The sequence below is a fragment of the Homoserinimonas flava genome (assembly GCF_054969005.1).
This window is the reverse complement of sequence record NZ_JBUEQS010000001.1, coordinates 509,567-532,355: the sequence shown is the minus strand read 5'-3', so window position 1 is coordinate 532,355 and position 22,789 is coordinate 509,567. Positions and strand designations below refer to the sequence as shown.

General features: G+C 67.3%; 20 protein-coding genes. 12 read left to right on the top strand and 8 right to left on the bottom strand.

Annotation, left to right across the window (positions count from 1 at the left end; genetic code table 11):
• Positions 1–11: 11 nt before the first annotated feature.
• Positions 12–974, bottom strand: a complete 963-nt coding sequence (gene ku / locus ACY48M_RS02490) for a non-homologous end joining protein Ku (RefSeq protein ID WP_462818663.1) — start codon at positions 972–974, stop codon at positions 12–14.
• A 79-nt stretch (positions 975–1,053) separates the two neighbouring features.
• On the opposite strand from ku, the gene ACY48M_RS02485 reads away from it, so the two are divergent.
• Complete coding sequence (locus tag ACY48M_RS02485) at positions 1,054–3,540, top strand: ATP-dependent DNA ligase (protein WP_462818662.1); 2,487 nt, start codon at positions 1,054–1,056, stop codon at positions 3,538–3,540.
• A gap of 22 nt (positions 3,541–3,562) precedes the next feature.
• Here the strand turns inward: ACY48M_RS02485 and ACY48M_RS02480 are convergent, their stop codons facing one another.
• Positions 3,563–3,817 carry a hypothetical protein gene (locus tag ACY48M_RS02480; protein ID WP_462818661.1) on the bottom strand — a complete coding sequence of 85 codons (255 nt, stop codon included), beginning with the start codon at positions 3,815–3,817 and terminating at the stop codon, positions 3,563–3,565.
• 186 nt (positions 3,818–4,003) lie between these two features.
• Between ACY48M_RS02480 and ACY48M_RS02475 the strand changes: the two genes are divergently transcribed.
• From ACY48M_RS02475 to ACY48M_RS02455, 5 genes are all read left to right on the top strand, one after another.
• Positions 4,004–4,924, top strand: a complete 921-nt coding sequence (locus tag ACY48M_RS02475) for an SDR family oxidoreductase (RefSeq protein ID WP_462818660.1) — start codon at positions 4,004–4,006, stop codon at positions 4,922–4,924.
• 67 nt (positions 4,925–4,991) lie between these two features.
• Entirely contained in the window at positions 4,992–6,068 is a 1,077-nt protein-coding gene (gene zapE / locus ACY48M_RS02470) for a cell division protein ZapE (RefSeq protein ID WP_462818659.1), read from the top strand.
• 24 nt (positions 6,069–6,092) lie between these two features.
• Complete coding sequence (gene glpK, locus ACY48M_RS02465) at positions 6,093–7,646, top strand: glycerol kinase GlpK (RefSeq protein WP_462818658.1); 1,554 nt, start codon at positions 6,093–6,095, stop codon at positions 7,644–7,646.
• A gap of 90 nt (positions 7,647–7,736) precedes the next feature.
• Positions 7,737–7,910, top strand: coding sequence for a hypothetical protein (locus ACY48M_RS02460; RefSeq protein ID WP_462818657.1), 174 nt, complete (start codon positions 7,737–7,739; stop codon positions 7,908–7,910).
• A 191-nt stretch (positions 7,911–8,101) separates the two neighbouring features.
• Positions 8,102–9,604 (top strand): sugar transferase, encoded by a 1,503-nt coding sequence (locus ACY48M_RS02455; protein ID WP_462818656.1) that lies wholly within the window; start codon positions 8,102–8,104, stop codon positions 9,602–9,604.
• Positions 9,605–9,636: 32 nt separating this feature from the next.
• Here the strand turns inward: ACY48M_RS02455 and ACY48M_RS02450 are convergent, their stop codons facing one another.
• From ACY48M_RS02450 to ACY48M_RS02430, 5 genes are all read right to left on the bottom strand, one after another.
• Complete coding sequence (locus ACY48M_RS02450) at positions 9,637–10,665, bottom strand: glycosyltransferase family 4 protein (RefSeq protein WP_462818655.1); 1,029 nt, start codon at positions 10,663–10,665, stop codon at positions 9,637–9,639.
• 2 nt (positions 10,666–10,667) lie between these two features.
• Positions 10,668–12,902: a glycosyltransferase gene (locus tag ACY48M_RS02445; RefSeq protein WP_462818654.1), complete on the bottom strand. Its 2,235-nt coding sequence runs from the start codon at positions 12,900–12,902 to the stop codon at positions 10,668–10,670.
• Positions 12,899–13,489, bottom strand: a complete 591-nt coding sequence (locus tag ACY48M_RS02440) for a glycosyltransferase (RefSeq protein ID WP_462819239.1) — start codon at positions 13,487–13,489, stop codon at positions 12,899–12,901. Before ACY48M_RS02440 ends, ACY48M_RS02445 begins: the two co-directional genes overlap by 4 nt.
• 563 nt (positions 13,490–14,052) lie before the next feature.
• Positions 14,053–15,066: a glycosyltransferase family 2 protein gene (locus ACY48M_RS02435; RefSeq protein ID WP_462818653.1), complete on the bottom strand. Its 1,014-nt coding sequence runs from the start codon at positions 15,064–15,066 to the stop codon at positions 14,053–14,055.
• Positions 15,063–15,647 carry an acyltransferase gene (locus ACY48M_RS02430; protein WP_462818652.1) on the bottom strand — a complete coding sequence of 195 codons (585 nt, stop codon included), beginning with the start codon at positions 15,645–15,647 and terminating at the stop codon, positions 15,063–15,065. The genes ACY48M_RS02435 and ACY48M_RS02430 overlap by 4 nt, the downstream gene beginning before the upstream one ends.
• Before the next feature lie 240 nt (positions 15,648–15,887).
• Here ACY48M_RS02430 and ACY48M_RS02425 point away from each other — a divergent pair, with 240 nt between their 5' ends.
• Genes ACY48M_RS02425 through ACY48M_RS02400 form a run of 6 tightly spaced genes read left to right on the top strand, consistent with a single transcriptional unit; the run spans position 15,888 to position 22,594 of the window.
• The gene (locus ACY48M_RS02425) at positions 15,888–16,727 is read left to right on the top strand and encodes a YveK family protein (protein WP_462818651.1); all 840 of its coding nucleotides are present in this window, start codon (positions 15,888–15,890) and stop codon (positions 16,725–16,727) included.
• Entirely contained in the window at positions 16,711–18,180 is a 1,470-nt protein-coding gene (locus ACY48M_RS02420; RefSeq protein WP_462818650.1) for an O-antigen ligase family protein, read from the top strand. The genes ACY48M_RS02425 and ACY48M_RS02420 overlap by 17 nt, the downstream gene beginning before the upstream one ends.
• Entirely contained in the window at positions 18,177–19,037 is an 861-nt protein-coding gene (locus ACY48M_RS02415) for a glycosyltransferase family 2 protein (protein WP_462818649.1), read from the top strand. The genes ACY48M_RS02420 and ACY48M_RS02415 overlap by 4 nt, the downstream gene beginning before the upstream one ends.
• On the top strand, positions 19,034–20,530 hold the full coding sequence (locus ACY48M_RS02410; protein WP_462818648.1) for a lipopolysaccharide biosynthesis protein: 1,497 nt from the start codon (positions 19,034–19,036) through the stop codon (positions 20,528–20,530). Before ACY48M_RS02415 ends, ACY48M_RS02410 begins: the two co-directional genes overlap by 4 nt.
• Complete coding sequence (locus tag ACY48M_RS02405) at positions 20,523–21,713, top strand: right-handed parallel beta-helix repeat-containing protein (RefSeq protein WP_462818647.1); 1,191 nt, start codon at positions 20,523–20,525, stop codon at positions 21,711–21,713. Before ACY48M_RS02410 ends, ACY48M_RS02405 begins: the two co-directional genes overlap by 8 nt.
• Positions 21,710–22,594: a polysaccharide pyruvyl transferase family protein gene (locus tag ACY48M_RS02400; RefSeq protein ID WP_462818646.1), complete on the top strand. Its 885-nt coding sequence runs from the start codon at positions 21,710–21,712 to the stop codon at positions 22,592–22,594. Before ACY48M_RS02405 ends, ACY48M_RS02400 begins: the two co-directional genes overlap by 4 nt.
• Here the strand turns inward: ACY48M_RS02400 and ACY48M_RS02395 are convergent.
• Entirely contained in the window at positions 22,591–22,764 is a 174-nt protein-coding gene (locus ACY48M_RS02395; RefSeq protein WP_462818645.1) for a hypothetical protein, read from the bottom strand. The genes ACY48M_RS02400 and ACY48M_RS02395 overlap by 4 nt on opposite strands.
• Positions 22,765–22,789: the final 25 nt, after the last annotated feature.

Below are 22,789 nucleotides of genomic sequence, written 5' to 3'. Positions count from 1 at the left end.
GGGGCATCCGCTTAGGCTGACTTGCTCTTCTTCGCTGCCGGCTTCTTCGCTGCGGCGGTCTTCGCTGGGGCTGTCTTGGCCGCAGGCGTCTTGGTTGCCGTTCCTTTCGCCGCGGGCGACTTTGCTGGCGACTTCGGGGCAGCCGCCGACTTCGTGGCTGTCTTCGCCGCCGCAGGCTTCTTCGACGAGCCGCGGCTCTTCTCGACGCTGCGGCGGAGCGCCTCCATAAGGTCGAGCACTTCACCACCGCCGTCGCCCTCATCCGTCTCGCCGAAGGTCGCCTCGGTGTCGAGCGCCTCCCCCTGGTCGAGCTTCGCCTCGATCAGCTCGCGCAGCTGCTCCTGATACTCGTCGGTGAACCGGGTCGGGTCGAAGTCGGCTTCGAACGATTCCACGAGCGCCGACGACATCTCGAGCTCCTTCTGGGAGATGCGCACCCGCTCGTCGAGTGACGGAAAGCTCGCCTCACGCACCTCGTCGTCCCACAGCAGCGACTGCAGCACGAGCACATCGCCACGGACTCGGAGCGCACCCAGCCTGGTCTTCTGGCGCAGCGCGAACTGCACGATCGCCGTGCGCTCCGTCTCTTCGAGCGTGCGCCGCAAGAGGGCATACGCCTTGACCGAGGCGGAATCCGGCTCAAGATAGTAGGTGCGTTCGAACATGATCGGGTCGATCTGCTCGGTCGGCACAAACTCGACAACGTCGATCTCGCGACTGCGCTCGACAGGCAGCGACGCGAAGTCATCGGCTGTGAGCACGACCGTGCGCTCACCGTCGTCGTAGGCCTTGTCGATGTGCGCGTAGTCGACGACCTCACCGCACACCTCACAGCGACGCTGGTAGCGGATGCGGCCGCCATCCTTGTCGTGCACCTGGTGCAGCGAGATGTCGTGGTCTTCGGTCGCGCTGTAGACCTTCACGGGCACGTTGACGAGTCCAAACGCGATCGCACCCTTCCAGATGGCTCTCATGGCACCCATTGTGCGCTGCATGCCGCCGCGGCAACAGGTTTGCGGCCAATATGCAGCCCGCGGGGCCACGATGGGGCGTATGGCGACACGAGACCGCGGCGACGACCAGTTCGTCGACATCGACGGCCACCGGCTCAAGATCACGAGCCTCGACAAGGTGCTGTACCCCGAGACGGGCACGACCAAAGCCGACGTGCTCGACTATTTCGCACGCATCGCCGAGGTCATGATTCCCCACGTCGCGAACCGTCCGGCCACCCGCAAGCGCTGGGTGCACGGCGTCGGCACGGCGGATGCCCCGGGCCAGGTGTTCTTTCAAAAAAACCTCGATGATTCGGCGCCCGCCTGGGTGCAGCGCCGCGACATCCAGCACAAAGATCACGTGAACACGTATCCCCTGGTGAACAACCGCGCGACCCTCGCCTGGTTTGGGCAGATCGGGGCGCTCGAGATCCACGTGCCGCAGTGGCAGTTCGGCCGCACCGGAACGCAGAAGAACCCCGACCGGCTCGTGCTCGACCTCGACCCCGGTGATGGGGCCGGCCTTGAGGAGTGCGCCGAGGTGGCACGGCTTGCCCGCAGCATCCTGCAGGACATGGGGCTCGACCCCATGCCCGTGACCAGCGGAAGCAAGGGAATCCACCTCTATGCGCCGCTCGATGGCAAGCAGGATTCCGACGCCGTGTCGGCCGTCGCGCACGAGCTCGCGCGCGCGCTTGAGGCCGACCATCCGGAGCTCGTCGTGAGCGACATGAAGAAGACCCTCCGCACGGGCAAGGTGCTGGTCGACTGGAGCCAGAACAACGGCTCGAAGACGACGATCGCGCCGTACTCGCTGCGAGGACGAGCGCAGCCCATGGTCGCGGCACCGCGCACCTGGCGAGAGTTGGCGCAGCCGGGCCTGCGTCACCTCGATTACACCGAAGTGCTCGATCGGGTGCGACGCCGCGGCGATCCGCTCGCGAGCCTCACCGCTGGGCACCTCGACTCGCTCGAGCCAACCCGCGAGCGGATGGCAACGTTCTCCGCGAGCCCGGAGACGGAGGAGCGCCTCGCCAAATACCGCAGCATGCGTGATGCCGAGAAAACGAACGAACCGATGGGCGGCACCCCCGCCGCCACCCCAGACTCCGAGCGGCCGACCTTTGTGATCCAGGAGCACCACGCCCGGCGACTCCACTACGACTTCCGCCTTGAGCACGACGGTGTGCTCGTGAGCTGGGCCGTGCCGAAGGGTGTGCCCACAGACACCGGAACGAACCATCTCGCGGTGCAGACAGAAGACCATCCGCTCGAATACGGCGCGTTCGAAGGCACCATTCCCGACGGCGAATACGGCGCAGGCGAGGTGACGATCTGGGATTCCGGCACCTACGAGCTCGAAAAGTGGCGCGACGGCAAGGAGGTCATCGCCACCCTCCACGGTGAGCAGCACGGCACCAACCGCTACGCGCTCATTCACACGGGCGGGCGCGATGGCAACGACAACGCCTGGTTGCTGCACCTCATGAAGCCCGCGGGTGAGCATTCCAAGCTCAGCACGGCCACCAAGAAGAAGACCGGGACGCCAGCGAAGAAGGGCTCGGCTGCACCCCCAGACTCGCCGCCCTCCCCCATGCTCGCGACAAGCGGCACCGAGGGCGACCTTGTGCTGCTGCGCAATGCGGCCGAAGAGTGGGCGTTCGAGATGAAGTGGGACGGCATCCGAGCCATCGCCGTCATCGACGACGGTGCCGTGCGACTGCTGAGCCGCAACGGCAATGACCTCACCGCCGGCTATCCCGAGCTCGCGGAACTCGCAGAGCTCATCGACGGCCCCGCGATTCTCGACGGCGAAATCGTCGCCCTCAACCGTGCTGGTCGCCCCGACTTCGGCAGACTGCAGGAACGGATGAAACTGCGCAAGACCGCCGAAGTGGAGCAGGCGATGACACGCACCCCCGTGCACTTCATGGCCTTTGATCTGCTGTGGCACGATGGGTCCTCGCGCCTGCGGGACACCTACGACGAGCGCCGCGACCGCCTCATCTCCGCCGTCACCGAGGGTGAGCGCGTGCGCGTGCCGCCCGGCTTTGCCGCGAACCCTGATGACGCGCTCGAGACGAGTGTCACGCTCGGGCTCGAAGGCATCATGGCGAAACGCCGCGCCTCGACCTACACCCCTGGCCGTCGATCACAGAGCTGGATCAAGCTCAAGCACAGTCGCACGCAAGAGGTGGTGATCGCGGGGTGGCGACCCGGAGCCGGCAACCGCAGCGGCACCATCGGGTCGTTGCTGCTCGGCGTGCCAGACGAGTCGGGCGAGCTTCGCTACATCGGCCGCGTTGGCACCGGGTTCACCGAGCGCCAACTCGCCGACCTTCAATCGACCCTGCGGCGGCGCGAACGCGTGACAAGTCCTCTCGTCGATGTGCCGGCCGCGGATGCTCGGGACGCCACGTGGGTGACACCAGCCCTCGTCGGGGAGGTCGAGTTCGCGGAGTGGACGCGCACCGGAAGGCTGCGGCATCCGACCTGGCGCGGTCTGCGGCCAGACAAAGATGCGGCCGACGTGCGACTCGAGTGAGCGTTCGCTCGTGCAGGTGGCGCTACTGCAGGTGGCGGCGTGCGCCCTCAAGTGTCGCGAACTCGCCGACGATCGCGCCGAAGCGGTCGGTCACGCGGTAGCCGGCACCCCAGAGCTCTTCGATGAGCCCCGCAAAGTCTGAATTTCGCTTGGCGACCCAGACCCCATCGCCAATCTGCGTCCACGCCAGCTCGATCGTGGCGTCTGCTCGTGCTGCGCCGTTCCTCTGCACTCCCTGTGCCGAACGGATGGTGCCCTTTTCGATAGTCGAAGTCATGCCATCACCGTCACCCTTGTGCGTGCCGGCCACCGTGAGTGGCCTCTGCGTCGGCGCACTCCGGACAGTTCCGGCGATCGCGACCCGATTCGCGACCTCAGGGCCGAACGTACCCCCGATCGGGGGACACTTCAACAGGGAATCCGCTGAGAAACGAAGTGTTGCCATAGGCGTAACCTCACCGCCATGAGCGATGACACACAGCGCGACAGCAGTGACACAGAACGCGACTCGGCGACCACCGACCCGACGACGGCATACCGAGCCGAAGGCTTTCCAGAAGACGACCAGAGCCAACCAGGGCTCACCAGCGAGACCACCCCAACGCCGGATCACGGCGAGGACAGCTATGTCGGCGCCGGCAGGCTCACGGGGCGACGCGCACTCATCTCTGGAGGCGACTCCGGCATCGGACGGGCCGTCGCGATCGCCTTCGCGCGCGAGGGCGCCGACGTCGCGATCTCCTATCTCGAGGAGGAGCAGGCCGACGCCGAGTCGACCGCGGCCCTGATCGAGGCGGCGGGTCAGCGTGCGCTGCTGCTGCCCGGCGACATCCGGGATGAGACGCACGCGACCTCACTCGTCGCCAGCACGGTCGAGGCATTTGGCGGTATCGACACGGTCGTGCTCAACGCCGCTTACCAAAAGAGCCGCGAATCGCTCGAGACGCTCGAAACTGCCGAGTTCCGCCGCGTCTTCGAAACCAATCTGTATTCGATGCTGTGGATCGCACGATCGGCGCTGCCGCACTTGAAGCCAGGGTCGACCATCATCACCACGTCGTCGGTGCAGGCATTCAACCCCTCCCCCGAGCTCATCGACTACGCCATGACGAAAGCGGCGCAGGTCGCATTCACGAAAGCGCTCGCGCAAGAACTCGGTGAGCGTGGCATCCGCGTTAACGCCGTCGCGCCCGGCCCGATCTGGACACCGCTCATCCCCGCGACAGGCTGGCCCGACAAGCTCCCGAGCTTCGGGCAGGACACACCGCTCGGGCGCGCAGGGCAGCCGGCAGAGCTCGCCCCCGCCTACGTCTATCTCGCGTCGGATGCCGCCTCCTACGTCTCCGGCGCGGTACTGCCCGTGACGGGCGGCAAACCGCTGTAGCGGGCTGCACGGCCGAGCCTGCGCCGCCTGGCCCGGAGCGACCGTCGCCGACCGGTACGGTTGATCAGTGATCACCCTCAGCACTGCCCAGCTGCGCTCTGCGCTCTCCGAGGCGGCGACAACGGCAGGGCACACGCTCGACGCCCAGCAGTCTGCGGCGGCGGATGAGCTCGCGGCAGCGGCCGTTCGCATGCGTGCCGGTGACCCGGCGAGCGGTGGCATCTACCTGTGGGGCTCGGTCGGTCGGGGCAAGACGTGGCTCGCCGATGCCCTCTTCGAGGCCCTGCCGGTCTCCGAGAAGCGACGGCTGCACTTCCATTCCTTCTATCGGCGCCTGCACCTCGACCTCTACCGCGACGGTCAGCCGAAGGCCGGTGCGATCGATGACGCGATCGACGATCTCCTCATCGGCACCGAGCTGCTCTACTTTGACGAGTTCCACCTGCACGATGCGGGCGATGCGACCCTCGCGCTCAGGGTGCTGCGGCGCATCGCCGAGCTGGGCGTCCCGCTCCTTGCCACCTCGAACTATCCACCGGCGGGGCTGCTGCCCGACCCGATCTTTCACCACCTCTTCGAGCCGGGCATCCGTCTCATCGAATCGCGACTCACAATCATCGGGCTCGACGGCGCGACCGATTACCGACGCCTCGAACGCGAGGAGCATCGCCGCGAGGGTTTCGCCCGTGGCGCATGGCGCCGCGAGGCGGCGTCGACCCCCGCTGCGGCCGAGCGGGTCGTGATCGGTTCGGGCGGTCATCGCGTCACGGCGAACCGGGCGGATGCCACAGAGCTCTGCATTTCGTTCGCCGAACTGTGCGAGCGCCCCACCTCGGCTGCCGACTACCTCGAATGGTCCGAACGCTGGTCGCGCTGGACCATCGACGGGGTGCCGAGACTGACGACCTGCACGCCGCAGGCACGCCAGCGCTTCCTCAACCTGGTCGATGTGCTCAACGACCGCGGCATCGAGGCGACGTTTGTGAGCGAACTCTCCCCTGAGCAGGTGCTTGAGGGCACTCAGGCGCCCACCGTTCGGGGTGCTGCGGCAGATCGCGAGGAGCTCGGATTGGGGCTCGACGGCCTGCCGATCGATGTCGCCCGCACCGCGAGCAGGCTCGCGCTTCTTCGCCGCGTGGGGTGAGCTGCCGCGCGATAGCCTGCTGTGATGAGCGACGACGCCACGAGCCCAGCAGAGACTGGCACCGCCGAGCAGTACATTCTCGCGATCGACCAGGGCACGACGAGTTCGCGCGCGATCGTGTTCGACCACGCGGGTGCCGTCGTGAGTGTCGGTCAGAAGGAGCACCGCCAGATCCTCCCCCGACCGGGCTGGGTCGAGCATGACCCGGCCGAGATCTGGTCGAATGTGCGTGAGGTCATCGGGCAGGCGCTCTCCCGTGCCGACATCACCCGGCATTCGATCCGCGCGATCGGCATCACGAACCAGCGTGAGACGACCGTCGTGTGGGATGCCGCGACGGGGCGTCCCATCACGAACGCGATCGTCTGGCAGGACACGCGCACGCAGCCCATCGTCGATCGCCTGGCGCAGGACGGCGGCCTCGATCGCTTCCGAGACGCCACCGGGTTGCCGCTGAGCACCTACTTTGCGGCGACGAAGATCGCCTGGATCCTCGAGAACGTCGAGGGCGCGCGCGAACGGGCCGAGCGCGGCGAGCTCCTCTTCGGCACAACCGACACCTGGGTGCTGTGGAACCTCACCGGCGGCCCCCGCGGCGGCGTCCACGTAACGGATGTCACGAATGCGAGTCGCACGCTGCTGCTCGACCTGCGCACGCTCGAGTGGCGTGCTGACATCCTCGCAGCCTTCGGAATTCCCGCCTCCATGCTGCCAGAGGTGCGCAGCTCCTCCGAGGTGTATGGCACGGCGACCTCGTCGAGCCTGCTGCGTGAAACCCCCATCGCGGGCATCCTCGGTGATCAGCAGGCGGCGACCTTCGGGCAGGCTGCGTTTGCGAGGGGTGAGGCGAAGAACACGTACGGCACCGGCAACTTTCTCATCGTCAATACGGGCACCGAGCCGGTGTCGAGCGCGAACGGCCTGCTCACGACGATCGCGTACAAGCTCGGCGACGGCGAGACCCACTACGCCCTCGAGGGTTCAATTGCGGTGACGGGCTCGCTCGTGCAGTGGCTACGCGACAATCTCGGCATCATCTCCTCCGCCGAGGAGGTCGAGGCCCTTGCGCTGTCGGTCGAGGACAACGGTGGTGCCTACTTCGTGCCGGCATTCTCGGGCCTTTTCGCGCCCCACTGGCGGCCAGACGCTCGCGGCGCCCTCGTCGGCCTCACCCGCTTCGTCAACAAGGGCCACATCGCGCGGGCGGCGCTTGAGTCGATCGCGTTCCAGACGCGTGAGGTGCTCGACGCCGCGACGGCCGACACGGGCGTGCGACTCGAGCAGCTCAAGGTCGACGGAGGCGCGACCGAGAACGACACGCTCCTGCAGTTCCAGGCCGATGTGCTCGACCTGCCGGTCGTGCTGCCGGGGGTCGGCGAGACAACCGCACTCGGCGCTGCCTATGCGGCCGGCCTCGCGACCGGGTTTTGGAGCGACCTTGACGAGTTGCGCGCAAACTGGCGTGAAGGCACGCGGTGGGAGCCGTCAATGGAGGCCGAAGAACGCGAGCGGCTCAACCGCAACTGGGACAAAGCCGTCACCCGCACCCTCGACTGGGTCGACGACGACGTGCGCTGACGGCGGCATCACGCCCTCGTGACGCCGCAGTGTGCCGCATGAGGGCATCATGAGAAGCGCTTCATGTTGCGGAGCGCTACACTCACTCGCATGGCCATCAGCACCGTCGCTTCTGCGCCCACGACACCCTACCCCGAGACCCCCGCCACGGCGTCGCTCCCGCTCTCGAGGTCGGAGCGGCTTGACGTGATCGCCGCGCTGGCTATTGGCATCGGCGGGGTGCTCGCCACCCTCATCGTCGCCCTCGCGGTCACGCTTCCGTAGCCTCAGAGGCTTGCCCCGCGGCATCCGCAGCTCTCGGCCCGCAAACGGGGCACATTTCGGTGATGTTTCGGCGCTTCCGGCGCGATATGAGAACGCCGCTGCGCCCCTAGAACGGGCCGTCCATGGCGGTTAGCGTGGCCTTTTCAGCACCCCGGCACAGCGGGTCTGCAGCGTGAGCGAAAGGAGCGACCGTGACCGTAGCAATTCGGCAGTCCGGCACGAATCACGCCTCCTTCGCGCCAGCGCTCGATCGCGCAACCACGGCGAGCTGGGCAGAGCGATTCGCTCTTCGCCTCGCGCTCAGCGACCTCTTCGTCGTGCTCATCACGGTGTTCGGGTCGCAGCTCGCGTGGGTGCACATCCACAGTTACACCTCGGGTGACCCGCTCAGCATCACCGCCGCCCAGCCCTTCGCCACCGTGTATTCACTCGCCGCGAGTGTCGCGTGGCTCACGCTCCTCGCCGTCACGGGCAGTCGAGACACCCGCGTCGTCGGGGTGGGCTCGACCGAGTATCTCCGGGTGGCACAGGCCTCATTCGTGACCTTCGGTGGCCTCGCGATCATCGTCTACCTCTGTGATCTGCAGTTGGCGCGCGGCTACTTTCTCATCGCCCTGCCTGCCGGCCTGCTCTCCCTCACGCTCGTGCGCTGGTCATGGCGCGGCTGGCTGCGGGCGAAACGACGCGAGGGAGACTATTCGACCCGCGCCCTCCTCGTCGGCTCGGCCGCCTCGGTGCGGCACATCGCCGCCGAGCTCGGCCGCATGCCCGAGGCCGGCTATTCGGTGCTCGGGGCGTGTGTGCCGCTCGAGCACCGGGGCGAGAACGCCGGAGTGCCCGTCGTCGGATGCTTCGACACGGTGCTCGACGCACTGCACTCGAGCGGCGCCGACACCGTGATCGTGACAAGCTCCGACGAGCTCTCGCCCGAGCGCATCCGACGCCTGAGCTGGCAGCTTGAGCCAGGCCACCAGCACCTCATCATGGCGCCGAGCCTCACTGACATCGGTGGCCCGCGCATCCACACGAGACCGGTCGCAGGGTTGCCGCTCATCCATGTGGAGACGCCGCGCTACGACGGCATCAAGCTCTATCTCAAGCGGGCGTTCGATGTCGTCACGACCGCGGTCGGCCTGACACTGCTTGCACCGGCGCTGCTGCTCGTGGCCGTGCTCATCAAGCTCGACTCCCCCGGCCCCGTGCTCTTCACCCAGCTTCGGGTTGGGCGGGATGGACGCGAGTTTCGCATGCTGAAGTTCCGCACCATGGTGCCAAACGCCGAAGCCGTGCTTGAGCGCATGCGCGGCGACGGCCACCTCGCCGATGACGGCAACGGCATGCTGTTCAAGCTGCGAGACGACCCGCGCGTCACCCGCATTGGCCGCGTGCTGCGCCGCTTCAGCATTGACGAGCTGCCGCAGCTCGTCAACGTGCTCTTCGGCGATATGGCCCTGGTCGGCCCGCGCCCGCCGCTCGCGAGGGAGGTCGCCGAATACGACGGTCATGTGCACCGCCGGTTTCTCGTGAAGCCCGGTGTGACGGGGCTTTGGCAGGTGAGCGGCCGCTCAAACCTCAGCTGGGAGGAGAGCGTGCGCCTCGACCTCTTCTATGTGGAGAACTGGACCATCATGGGCGACCTCCTGGTGTTGTGGCGCACCGCCCGCGCGGTGGTCGCCCGCGACGGCGCCTACTGAGCGCGGTCGCGCATCGCGAGGCTCGCTTTCGCTCAGCGTGAGGCGAGTGCGTACGCTTCGCGCAGGCTTCGCTCTAACCGCTGGCTCGTGCAGCGGCGGCGCACATCCTCGGTGCGCACCGCAACGTCGCGGCGGTATTCGCTATCGCGCGAGAAGCGGCGCACAGCCTGGGCGAGCTCGAGCGCGGTGGTCCCCGCCGTGGCGTAGCCGAGCGACCGCATGCTCGGGATGCTGCGGCTGATGACGGGCACGCCGAGTGATGCGGCCTCGATCGCCGACACCGGTCCCCCCTCCCACGCCGCGGTGTGCAGGTAGAGGCTCGACCCACTCAGGAGCATGCGCACCTCGTCGGGGGCGCGCCATCCCGACACTTCAACGCCGGATGCGCGGAGCATCTCCGGCACGCCGTCGCCGCCGTCACCGATCCAGGTAAAGCGGATGTCGTCGTCTTGACACAGGTGGGCGACCTCGGCAAAAAGTTCGGGAGACTTCTGGGACCCGAGCCGCCCCGTCATGGTGACGGTTGCCCCACCGCTCGGCGATAGCACCGAGAGGTCGACAGTCGAACGCTCGAGCGGGGACGGGTTCGGTGCGATCACCACGGGGTTCCGACGACTCAGCGTGCGGCTCAACATCGCCTCGTACGGGCTCACGCTCAGCGTGGTCTGGGGTCGTCGGGCGAACGCATACTCGAGCGCCGCGAACCCCCAGCGCATGGCATCGGAGATGTCCGTACGCTCGAATGCGAAGCAGTGGGGCGAATAGACAATCCGGGTCGCCGGGGGCAAAAACGCCCGCGCGACCCCAGCGAACGAAGAATGCAGATGCACGACATCGGGGCGCATTCGTCGCACCGCCCGCTGCACCGCGCGATAGAAGCCAACAAGCCCGCCCTCGTAGACCATCGCATCCACCCCATCGGGCCACGCGTGGGTGGATTGGCCAACACGCCCCCTCGCGAGCACCGCGTGGTGCAGGTCTGGGGTCGCCCGCATGTAGTTGACCATGGCGCTCTGCACGCCGCCGCCGAGCGCCTCGGTGACATGGAGCACCATCGCCATGATCAGGCCACCGCGACCGGCGTTCGCTCCGACTCGGTGCGCACCACCCATCGCTGGTTCTCGATCAGGTCTGCGAGGGTGAGCTCGTCGGCTTCGCGCACAAGGGCGAGACCGCGACCCGAGACATAGTCGGCCAGGTCATCTTGGTGTCCATCGACATGCTCGCCGTGTTCGGCCCGTCGTGGCACCACGATGGGCCGCTTGCCCGCGCGAAGCACGCTGAGGATCGACCCGGTGCCGGCATGCGAAACGACGATGTCTGCCTCGGCGATCTCGCGTGCGAGCTCCTCGGCCGGAAGGCTGACGACCGAATCGATGCCGAGGTCACTGACATCGGAGGGGCCCACCTGCCACAGCACCGGCCAATCCGACGGGATGAGGGCGTGCAGCCGACGGATGAGTCGCTCAAAGCCATAGTGGGCGTTGCCGCCGACCGACACGACGACGCGGGGCCGATACCCGGCCGGCGGCGCAGGCACCGCATCGACCGTGAGCCCATCGAACACCGAGAGGGCGAACCGCCAGCGCGTGTTCGTCGCGAATGGGTACTGCACATAGCGCTGCACGCCCGGAACGCGATTGATCACACGGCCGGTCGCCGAAAGCTCCCGCACCCTCGTGCCACTCTCGATATAGGAGAACGGCACGCGGAAGAGCTTGGCCGCGAGGAGCGCAGAAAGCGCCATCTGCGCCCCCGTGCTGTACACATGCGCGATGTCCTCACGGCGAAAGAGCCGCGCGAGCGAAACGAAGTCACGAAGCACACCGAAGTAGGCGCGCGGAGCCCGGTTCGGCAGCGAAAAGACGCGCTCACCCTGCAGCAGCGAGCGGCTCTGGGCCGTGGCATCCGTCACCCAAATGACGCGCTCGGTGCCGGCGATGCGCGGCCGGAGTGAATGCAACTGCGTGAGGTGGCCCCCGCTCGTTGCAACCAGCAGCGTCGTTGGCTGCGTCGCGGTGCCAACGGGAGCGGCGGAAGCGGTGCTGGCGGTGCTCTGGTCAGTCATGGTGTCTCCCCCTGGCATGGTGTCTCCCTCTGGCATGGTGTCTCCCTCTGGCATGGCGTCTCCCTCTGGCATGGTGTCTCCCTCTGGATCGCGAGTTGAAGAGGAGCGGCGTGGCCCGGCAAGCGCAGTGCGATAAAGGTCTGCCGTTGCCTCGGCGATCGCGCTCCACTCGAGGTCATCGAGCGAGGGGCCGGCGTCGTGGGCATCAGCGTGATCACGCGCCCAGGCGAGTGCCCCGGCGAGGGTGTCGCCGCGAAACTCGCCCGTGTAGGTCGACACCCAGTCGCGGCCCACCACTTCGGCGAGCTCGTTCATCGCGCCCATCGCGGGCACCACGACTGGCCGACCAGCGCTGAGCGCGAGGATCGCCGAGCCGGAGTTCTGGATTGCCCGGTACGGCAGCACGACAAGGTCGCTTGCCCGAAGCCAGAGCGCGAGCCGTTCATCGTCGAGGGACGCGAGCTCGAGGGTGGTGCCGCCATCCGCGGCAGCACGCTGCGTGAGCTCGCGCTCGAGCGCGGCATCGGAAGGCCTCCCGGCAATGACAATGCGCAGGCTCCGCGCGAGCGGGTGCCCACGCGTTCTCAGCTCCGTCGCCGCCGCGATGAGGGCTGGTGCGTTCTTGTACGGGCGCACCTGGCCGGCAAACAACACCGTTGTCTCGTCACGGTCGACCCCGAGGATGTCACGCGAATCGTCCTGGCTTGTCTCCAGCGGGTAGGCCTCCCGATAGTGGCCGTGCGGGGTCACCGCCACGGGCACCCCGGAGAGGCCCGGCCAGGCGGCCCGCGCAGCCGCGACTCCGTCGTGTGAGAGCGCAAGGATGCCGTCGACCTCGCGCTCGAGGGTGCGCGTGTACACACGGCGCACCCACGCGGTGGATCGCTGTTCGTGCGGGCTCGGATTGTGAACCGTCCAGATCACCCGGGTGCCGGTGGTGCGCCGAGCTCGGGCGAGCGCGAGCCGGAACACCACGAGACGAGCAAGGTGCCGTGACGGCCGGTGACCCGACAAGAAGGTGAGTTCGGGCCAGTGCAGGTGCACAATGTGGGGTGGCCGACGCAGCAACCCGGCAAGAGAAAACTCCTCCACCTCGATGTGGGGCTCGCGGGCCCCGCTCGGTCGGTGATCGCTGAGTGCCGTCGCGAGCAAGGCTGTGTAGGGGTTCGCCGCGCGTGTCGAAAACGCGGGCGCCGCTGCGACCCTGATGGTGCTGGCACGACCGGTCACGGCGCCACCGCCCGCACCCCGAGGGCGAGATCGAGGATCTGTTCGTGCCGGGCACGCCACGAGTTTTCAGCGATGAAGCGCTCGCGTTCGGGCTCGGACGCGGGCCCGAGCGAGAGGGCCTCATCGATGCGCTCCACATAGCCCGCGACATCCTGAGTCAGCAGCACCCGATCGCTGATGCCCCGCACCGGCTCAAGGTCGATCGAGAGCACCGGAGTGCCGCCCGCGAGATACTCGTAGATCTTGAGCGGGCTCATCGCCTCGGTGAGCCGCGTTCGTCGGTGCGCCACGAGGCACACGTCGGTGTTTCGGATCGCCGCGACGAGGGGCCCACGCCCGACCGGACCCCGCACATGGATGTTCGCGACGTCGGCAACCTCGGCCACCGTCGCCGCTTCGCCCACGGGGCCGAGCAGCACAATGTGCACCTCCGGCCGAGCGGCGGCGAGCACCCGCAGCCCCTCCGTATCGAGGCGGCTGTCGAGCGTGCCGACGTAGAGGGCCCGAGGGTGCGGGATGTCGGCGAGCCACGCCGGCTCCTGCGGGGTCGGCCCCGACCATTCGCTCGGTTCGACACCGTTTGGCACCACACGGGAAGGGCCGAGCGGCTCGATGCGGTCGAGGATCTGCTGCGAGACCGCGGCGACGCCAGCCCCCCGCTCGGCAATCTCGACATAGGCGGCGCGGATGCCTGGCCACCACGGTGCTCGTGACGGCAACTCCGCCCAGTCATCCCGCGCGTAGTAGGTGACGGATGCCGCCCAGTCGAGCGGCGCAAACCCCGCGACAAAAGGGCTCGCCGTGATGACGTGCGGGGTGCGCAGGCCGAGCCGCGATGCCGCGCGGCGCACCGACTCGTCATAGTCCTGGCCTGCGGCCCGCAATTGTCCGATGCCGATTGGGTCGCGGCGGCGCCACCGCAGCGGTGTGTGGAGCGCCACCCGTGCTCGCGCCGGGAACGCGGCATCCCCACGCCCCAAGACATGCTTTGCGACCCGGCTGACGGCGCTGCGGTGCGGATTCGCCACGAGGAGCCCGTCGACGCGGCCGTGGTCGAGGAGGGTGCCGAGGAGTCGATCTGGCGGGCGGTTCATCCCCCGCTGCACCGCATCATCGAACGTCTCAAAGGTGAAGGTGAAGACGAAATCGCTCACGCCTCCATCCTCTCGGTCGCTCGCTCATCGGCCGGGCGCTCAGACGGGCCAAACAGCGCCGCCTTCGCATCGGGATACCCGGCCTGCCAGGCGGCGCGGAACCCGAGCGCGCGACCCCACATGGCGTCGCGGCGCCCCGTCACACGCTCAAGACCGGCCCGCAGCCGCACCCCAGCCGTGAGCAGGGCGACACCCATCTCGGCTTGGGGTCGATTCCAGATACCCCGCAGCATCGTGACCTTGCCGGCGAGCACCATCGCCATCTTGCGCCCACGGTCACCCGTCGACGCCCCGACCGAGTGGATGATGGTCGCGGCAGGCACGATCACGGGACGGTGGCCGTGACGGCGCGCGCGCAGAGAGAACTCGGCATCCTCCCCATAGAGGAAGTAGCGCTCATTAAGCCCGCCCAGCTGCTCGAAGTCGAGGCGACGCATGAGCAGGAGGCATCCAGTGACGATGGGCACCTCGCGCACCGTGTCGCGCCGCCAGCCCCCCAGCGACTCCGGGTCGAAGAGGCGAGTGCGGGCGAACGCGGTCGAGAGGCCCGTCGCAAAGCAGAGAAGCGACCACAGTGTTGGTGCGCCCCAGCACGAACTCGGGTCGAGCGAGCCGTCGTCGCGGAGGGTGCGACCGCCATACACGCCGAACTCCGGATGCTCGATCGCGAAGTCGAGCAGGGCCCGCAGCGAATCCTCGCGCACGAGCGTATCCGGGTTGAGCAATACGATGTGCTCCTCCGTCGCCATCGAGACGCCGAGATTTGCGGCGCGCGCGAAGCCGAGATTTTCGCCGGCACGATGCAACGACACCCAGGGGAACTCCTGAGCAATGGCCTCGGCGGTACCGTCGCGCGAATCATTGTCGACGACGATGATCCGCAGCGGTGCATCATGCTTCGCGCCGACGATGGAGCGAAGGCATGCGCGCGTGCGCTCGCGGGTATTGAAGCTCACAATGACGACGGCAAGCGAGTTCGCTCGCGTCGCTGGCACGCTCACGATGCTCATGAATGCATCCCCAGTGGGGTCACGATGGCATCCGACATCCCCGGCATGTTGGCCGCCTCACGGGCACCGCGCCGCCCGATCACTCGCGCAGGAACCCCGGCAGCGATTGACCCCGGTGGCAGGTCACGCGTGACGACGGCGCCCGCGCCCACGATGCATCCGGAGCCCACCGTGACGCCCGCCGTGACGACGACGTAGGCACCGAGCCACACATCGTCACCGATTGTGATGTCGCGCTCGATCTTCGCCTGATCCATGATCGGCACTCCCGGCGCGGTGCCATAGTCAGATGCCGTGATGACAACGCCGGGGGCGAGCAAGCACTTCTCCCCGAGCGAGATGCGCCCCGACGTATTCCCCGCCCACAGCAGGCTGCGTTCGCCGATGTGCGAACCCGCGCCGATGTGAATGCGTTCCGCGTTTCGGAACGACACGTTCGGGGCGAAGCTCACGCGCTCCCCTCGGTGCAGCAGCCGAACTTGGCGTGCGTGGCTGTACGAGTAGAAGTGCGCGACGCGGATTCCGTGCACGTAGGTGCGCACACTCGTGATGGAGCGAACGACGTCAGTGATAGCGCTCATCGAGATCCTTTCGACGGGGACGCGGATGGGCGGCGCTGTCGATCCGATGGCCTCAGAGCACCACGCGAACATGAGGGCTGAGCATGCGTGCACATGAGGCTTTTCTCACGCGCATTTCGTTGCATTCAGCGCGGATGGCTGCCTAGGGTGAACTCCATTCCTTCGGCAGCGGCGCCGCCCGACCCCCACCCCGCCATCCGGCTGACGTCACCAGGCAGACCAGACCCCAAGGAGTATCCAATGGACGTAGGGCTGTTCTTCGCTGCACTGTTCCGCCACAAGGTTCTGCTGTTTCTCGGCATCGTCGTTTCGACGGGGGCCGCGCTCTTCTCCGGGTTCACGCTCGAGGAGGGCACGCTCGACCCGCGAGCAGAACAGGAATACAGCGCGACGACGACGGTCATGCTGTCAAACCCGCAGCAATCGATCTTCTCGAGCGAGCTGCCGGCGCGTGCCCTGGTCGAAGGCCAGACGCCGGGAGATAGCCGAAATCTCTCCGAGACCGCCGTGATCTATGCCTACCTCGTGAGCAGCGATGCCATCCGGGACCTCGTCGAGGCCCAGCTTGGCGAGGTCACCGAAGCGGAGACGATCAGTGCGATTCAGCGCACGACGCAGCCAGACGGCAGCGAGGAATTTGCGGGCGACTACGAGCTTCCCATCATCGACGTCATCGGCACCTCAACCTCAGAGAAGCGCGCCGAGGCAATCTCCACCACGGGCGCTGAGGTGTTCAAGCAGTACGCGCTCGCCCAGCAGGATGCCCAGGCCCTCGACCCAGCAACGAGGGTCACGTTCGAAACCCTCCGCACCAACGAGGCCGAGGTGCTTGAGGGCAGCAACCCCATCCTGTCGATCCTTGCGGTCGGTGTCGGGGTGCTCCTGGCCTTCATCGTCTTCATCCTCATCATCGACAACGCCGGCCGCAACCGACGCGAGGCCAAAGCCCGCAAGGCCCGCGAGAAGGCGGCGCTCGCCGCCGAACGCTCGCGAGCGGCAGACGCCGCCCGATCCGCGCACGCACGCGCGCCCCAGCGTCACGCCGACGATCGGGTCGACGAGCATGCGTTCACCCACTGACCTGCAGGTCACCACATCGGGCGTGCCGCCCGGCACCGCAGAGCCCGGCACCGCACAGCCCCGCGGCGTCAGCTGGCTCCGGCTGAGTTGGACGGGGCTGCTCGCCACCCTCATCGTCATCATCATGATCGTGCCGGCGCGACGATACTCCCTCCCGATCTCCTCACCGTTTGCCCTTGAGCCCTACCGCGTGATGATCGCCATCGTTCTCGGGCTTATCGTCGTCGCGCTGCTCACCGACCGGGGCTTCCGCTGGCAGCGTCTCACCTTCGGCTCACTGATCGGCTTCTACTTCCTCACCCAAATTGTGTCGATCGGCGTCAGCCTCCCCGATCTCGTCGACACCGGGCTCGCCGAGAACGCCGCCTCCAGTCTCGGCAGCGCGCTGCTCATCGCCGCCGTCTTCTTCATTGTGCGGATGCTCGCCACCAGCGACTCGGTCATCGACGGTGTCATCACCCTCATGGTTCTGCTTGGCGCCATCATCGGTGTGCTCGTCGCGCTCGAACGCGTGACGAGAGTCAACGTCTTCATCCTGTTCGCGAATGCTCTCCCACTCCACCGCATGTCACTCGAAGAGAGCGAGTTCATCAAAGAAGGCACCGCTCGCGCATTCGGCCCAGCGCAGCATCCGATCGCCCTCGCGGTGTTCCTCTGCATGCTCATTCCCCTTGCCGTATATCAATCACGCCATGCGCGCTGGCCGGTCACACTCGGTTACCGACAGCTCTTCTGGCTTGGGTGCACCCTCTGCCTCGGCGTCGGCATGATCGCCGCCGTCTCGCGCACCGGGCTCGTGATGCTCGCGGTCATGACCATCATCTTCGTGCTCATGCGGCCGACAGCGCTGAGCCGTCTGCTCCTATTCGGCATCCCGGCCGCGGTGCTCGCGTTTCTCGCATCACCGCGCAATGTCGGTGCGATGATCGAAAACCTGCTGAACCCGACCGCGCTCATCGAATCGCAACTGACGGCGGCGGGCATGACCGGATCGGGTCGGCTCGCCGACCTCGAGCCGAGCCTTGCTGAGGCATCGATCAACCCGCTCTTCGGCACCGGGCTTGGCAGCCGCATCACCACCGGTCGGTTGGCGAACGCCTTCATCCTCGACAACCAGCTGCTCAGCACACTGCTCGAATCCGGCGTGCTCGGCATCCTCGGGGTCATCGCCATGGTGCTGGTGCCGGGCATCCGGCTGCTCGGCCTCGCCAAACGCACCGGGGCGCTGCAGCGCGGCCTGAGCGATCGCGATCGCGACCTCGCGCTCGCCCTCGGTATCGGCATCATCGGCTACTTCGTCTCGTTTTTCTTTCTCGACGCGTTCCTCTTCATCCAGACCTTCCTCACGTTCTTCATCTTGCTCGGCCTCGGCTCGGCCATTGCGTCACGCCGCCACGAGATCACCACCACCCCAACTGCCACCAGCAGCACCTTTGCGGAGGCACCGCGATGACCCTGAGTGTGATCGTGCCAGCGCACGACGAAGCGGCCGTGATCGGCCGCGCGCTCGCGTGCATGCTCACGGACGCCCCCGCAGGGCTCGAAGTCATCGTTGCCGCCAACGGCTGCACCGACAGCACTGCGGCCATCAGCCGGGCGGTGTCACCGACCGTGCGCGTGCTCGAAATCGACGTGCCATCGAAGGTTGCCGCCCTCAACGCCGGTGATGCCGCGGCCACCGGGTTTCCCCGGGCCTACGTCGACGCCGACGTCGAGGTGAGCGGCGAAACCCTCGCAGCGCTCGCAGAGCTGCTGAGCCGGCCAGGCGGCCCCATGGTCGCGAGCCCGCGGATGGTGCTCGATCTCGACGGCGCGAGCAAGCTTGTCGCGGCGTACTACCGCATCTGGGAGCGCACCTCGTATCGGCAGCACGGACACGTCGGCTCCGGCCTGTATGCCCTCTCGCGCGAAGGCCGCGCGCGATTCGGCGTGTTCCCCTCCGTCGTGGCCGACGATCGCTACGTGCAGCAACTCTTCAGCCTCGACGAGCGGGCGACCCTCCACGACCACTGTTTCGTGGTGCGGCCACCCCGCACCATCCGGGCCCTCATCGAGCGGGGCGGACGCATCGCCGCCGGCAACTGGCAGCTGCACCAACTCGGGCTCGCCACCCGCCCAGAGGCCAAGGATGCCGCGCTCGAAACCTCAGGGGTCCGCAGCGTGCTGCCCCAACTCCCGACACGACCACAGCTCTGGCTGCCCTTCGTCGTCTACTGTGCGACGCAGCTCGCAACGCGGATCATTGCCGAGCGCAAGCGCCGCGCTGGCGCCATGCACCACTGGGAGCGCGACGAGACGAGCCGCGCGTGACCGACACGCTCGCGAGAGAGACCTCCCGGGGCACCATTGTGACGGTGGCCGGTCAATGGTCGCGCACGCTCATCCAGCTGCTCTCGACCGTGATTCTCGCGCGCCTGCTCGCGCCAGACGACTTTGGTCTCGTCGCTATGGTCACCGCGATCGTCGGCGTTGCGGAGCTGCTCCGCGAGTTCGGCCTTGGCGCCGCGATAGTGCAGGTGTCGAAGATCGACGAACGACTGTGGTCGTCGCTCTACTGGCTCTCAGCGCTGCTCGGCATCGGCTTCGCGGGACTCGCGGCGGCCTCCGCACCGCTCGTCGCCGCCCTGTATCAGGATGATCGGCTTGTCCCACTCGCGCTCGCGCTCGCCCCAACCGTGCTCATCAACAGTCTGTGCATGCCGCTGCAGGCGCGGTTGCAGCGGGAGCTCCGATTTTCGACGCTCGCGACCATCGAGGTGGTGTCGATGGCGGTCGGCGTTGCCGGCTCCATCGTTGCGGCCTTCGCAGGGCTCGGCGTGTGGTCGCTCATCGTGCTCAATGCGCTCGCCTTCTCGTGGCGTCTCGGCTCGCTCGCCATCGCCGTGCGACCGAAGTTCGGAAAACCTCGCATCGATCGCACCGTGCTGCCGCTGATGACGACGGGGGGCAGCGTGCTCGGCGTGCAACTGCTCAACTACGCCGCGAGAAACCTCGACAACGTCATCATCGGTCGCGTGCTCGGGGCCGCAACGCTCGGCGTCTACTCGCGCGCCTACGCCCTCCTCATGCTGCCAATCAATCAGCTCAACGGGCCGCTCGCCCGCGTTGCCCTGCCCGTGCTCAGCCGACTGCGCGACGAACCGGAGCGCTATCGTCGCTACATTCGCGCGGCGCTCCTCGTGCTCGCCTACGCGTCGCTGCCAACCTTCGCGATTGCGGCCGCGCTCTCCGTGCCCCTCGTCGGCCTGCTGCTCGGGCCCCAGTGGGCGGCCGCCGCGCCCATCTTCAGCCTGCTCGCGATTGCGGGGGCGGCGCAGTCACTCGGCAACGTCTCCGGCTGGATCTACATCTCCCTCGGGCGGGCGCACATCCAGCTCGTGTACTTCCTCATCACCAAACCCATCGTCATCGCCTCCTTCGTTGTCGGCCTCATGCTCGGCGGCATCGAAGGGCTCGCGCTGCTCTATGGGCTCGTCTCCATCGCGCTGCTCGTGCCCGGCTTTCTCATCGCGATCCGCGGCACCGAGGTGACGGCGCGGGATGTCGCGAGGCCAGTCATCCGCCCCCTCCTGATCTCGCCCCTGTGCTTCGGCATGGCCACCCTCGGGATCTCCCTCGTCGACCTGCACGACCTGTTCGAGCTCGTGATCGGCGGCCTCTTTGGCGTCGTGCCGCTCGCCCTCGCCCTCCTGCTCGCCCCCTACCGCGCCGACCTGCGGCAGCTCATCGACTTTGTTGCCTCTGCGCGCACGAGCCACCGCGAGGTCAGCCCATCCGACCCGAAAGGAGCGCCCCATGGCTGACAGCATCCACTCGCGGCGGCCCTCCCCCACCTCGACGCTCATCGCACTCATCGGGACAGCGATCGTACTCCTCACCGGCTGCGCCAGCGGCAACCAGGCAGCGCAAGAACAAGACGGCGCCGGGGGCGGCACCGACACGCTCGTTGTCTCGCCCGACGGTGACGGATCCACGTGCTCGACTGCGACACCGTGCGCGCTCGACACCGCCCTCAGCCAGTCCATCGCGGGGACGACCGTGCTGCTGAGCGACGGCGACTACGGGGAGATCGAACTCGCAACGGTCGGCACCCTCGAGTCGGTCGCAGAGAACGTCATCATCGAACCAGCACCAGACGCGGCACCGACCATCGCCGCCATCCGCTCGAACGCACCGAACCTCACTTGGCACGGCCTCACCGTCAACGGCGTGATCTACCTCGACGATGCATCGCACGGCACGATCCTCGACACGGTGCACGTGCAGGGCTCCGGGCTGTTCGTGCACTCGAGCGGAGTCGTCGTCACAGAATCGATCTTCGAGGGGGGCAGCTCCATCGACGGAATCCAATTCTCTGGTGCATCCGATGTGCTCATCGAGAACAGCATCATCCGCGACTACGACCAGACCGCCGACACCGACATCCACGCCGACTGCGTGCAAATCTTCGACAGCAGCAACATCGTGATCCGGGGCAACTACATCGGCAACTGCCACAACGCGAGCATCATCTTCTCGCCGGGCGCCGGCGACGGCATCAGCAACGTGCTCATCGAGTCGAACCACATTCAGGGCTGCATCGTCAAGAACGAGCTGTGCGGCAACGGAACGCTCCTCGACCTGCGCGAAGCATCCACCTCCGACGTCGTCGTGCGCAACAACACCATGATGGACGGCTCAGTGCTTGTCGAGCCGCTGCCCGGCCTCGTCTTTGACCGCAACGTCATCGACTATGTGTCGAACTGCGGGATGCCCATGACGAACACCATCGTGGCCCGGTGGAACACCGGCCTCTGCGAGGAGCCCGACGCCATCGGCAAACTCGGCAACCGAGTCGGCGAGGTCGAGGTCGTCGACCGAACCACGGGCGACCTGCGGCTCACCGACCCCGACGAAGCAACGATCGACGGTGCGGGCGACGCCACACCGGCAGAGTCAACGTTCGACGGCGACGACCTCGCCGACACGCAGGCGGGCGCCGGATGATCGGCTCCCGCGCCGGCCAGATCGTCGTCGCCGACGGCAACGGTGTGCCGGTCGTGCACTGGGACCCGCTCCGTCGCACGAACAGCTGGGGGCGGGCGACACGACGGTCACGACCGGTCCGCAATTTCGGAGACCTGCTCGGACCAATGGTCGTCGGTGCCCTCGCACAGCAGCTCCCGCGGGCGACGCACAGTGATCGGCGTCTCATCGCAATCGGCTCGATTCTCCACTTCGCAAGGCATGGCGACACCGTGTGGGGCACGGGCGTGAACCCCAAGGGCGAACTCCACGCGAGCACAATCGCGACGCTTAATATCCGCGCCGTGCGGGGACCGCGGACGGCCGCCGTGCTCCGCGAGCGCTTCGGCGTCGATGTGCCGGCCGTCTACGGCGACCCTGGGCTCCTGCTGCCGCACGTGTTCCCAGCCCTCGCCGGTCCGCCACCGCCGCCCCGCCACGACTTCACGGTCATTCCAAACCTCAACGATCTTGTTCCCCGGCGCACGATGCCCGCGGGCTGGCGCAGCGCTGTCGTGAGCCCCCGTAGCGACGTCGCGGCGATCATCCGTCGAATTCGGCGCAGCCGCCTGGTTGTCGGTTCGTCGCTGCACGCCGTCATTGTGGCCGAGAGTCTGGGGATTCCGGCCCGCGCGGTCGCAAGCCCGCACGAGGACGCGTTCAAATACGAGGACTACTACCTCGGTACCGGTCGCGATCCGAGCGGGCTGCTCGCGAACTCGGTCGACGAGGCTCTCGACCTCGGCGGTGCACCGTCACCCGAATGGGATGCGGCACCGCTGCTGGCGGCGTTTCCGCGCGACCTGTGGACCAACGACCAGAAGACCGGACCGATGCCGGCCCGGAGCTTGCGCTCTGGCTAGGGGGCGGTGCGCTTCAGCACGTGCACCGGAATCGCGACGGCGAGCGCAATCGCAAGAATCCCGGCGAGGAACGACACGAGCTCGAATCCCTCGATCTCAGGCGCGTACCCCATGAGAGCGATGCCGCCGACGAAAACGACGAAAGAGATCACGAAGGCGACGATGTTCATACGTCGACTCTATCGCGAGAGGGCC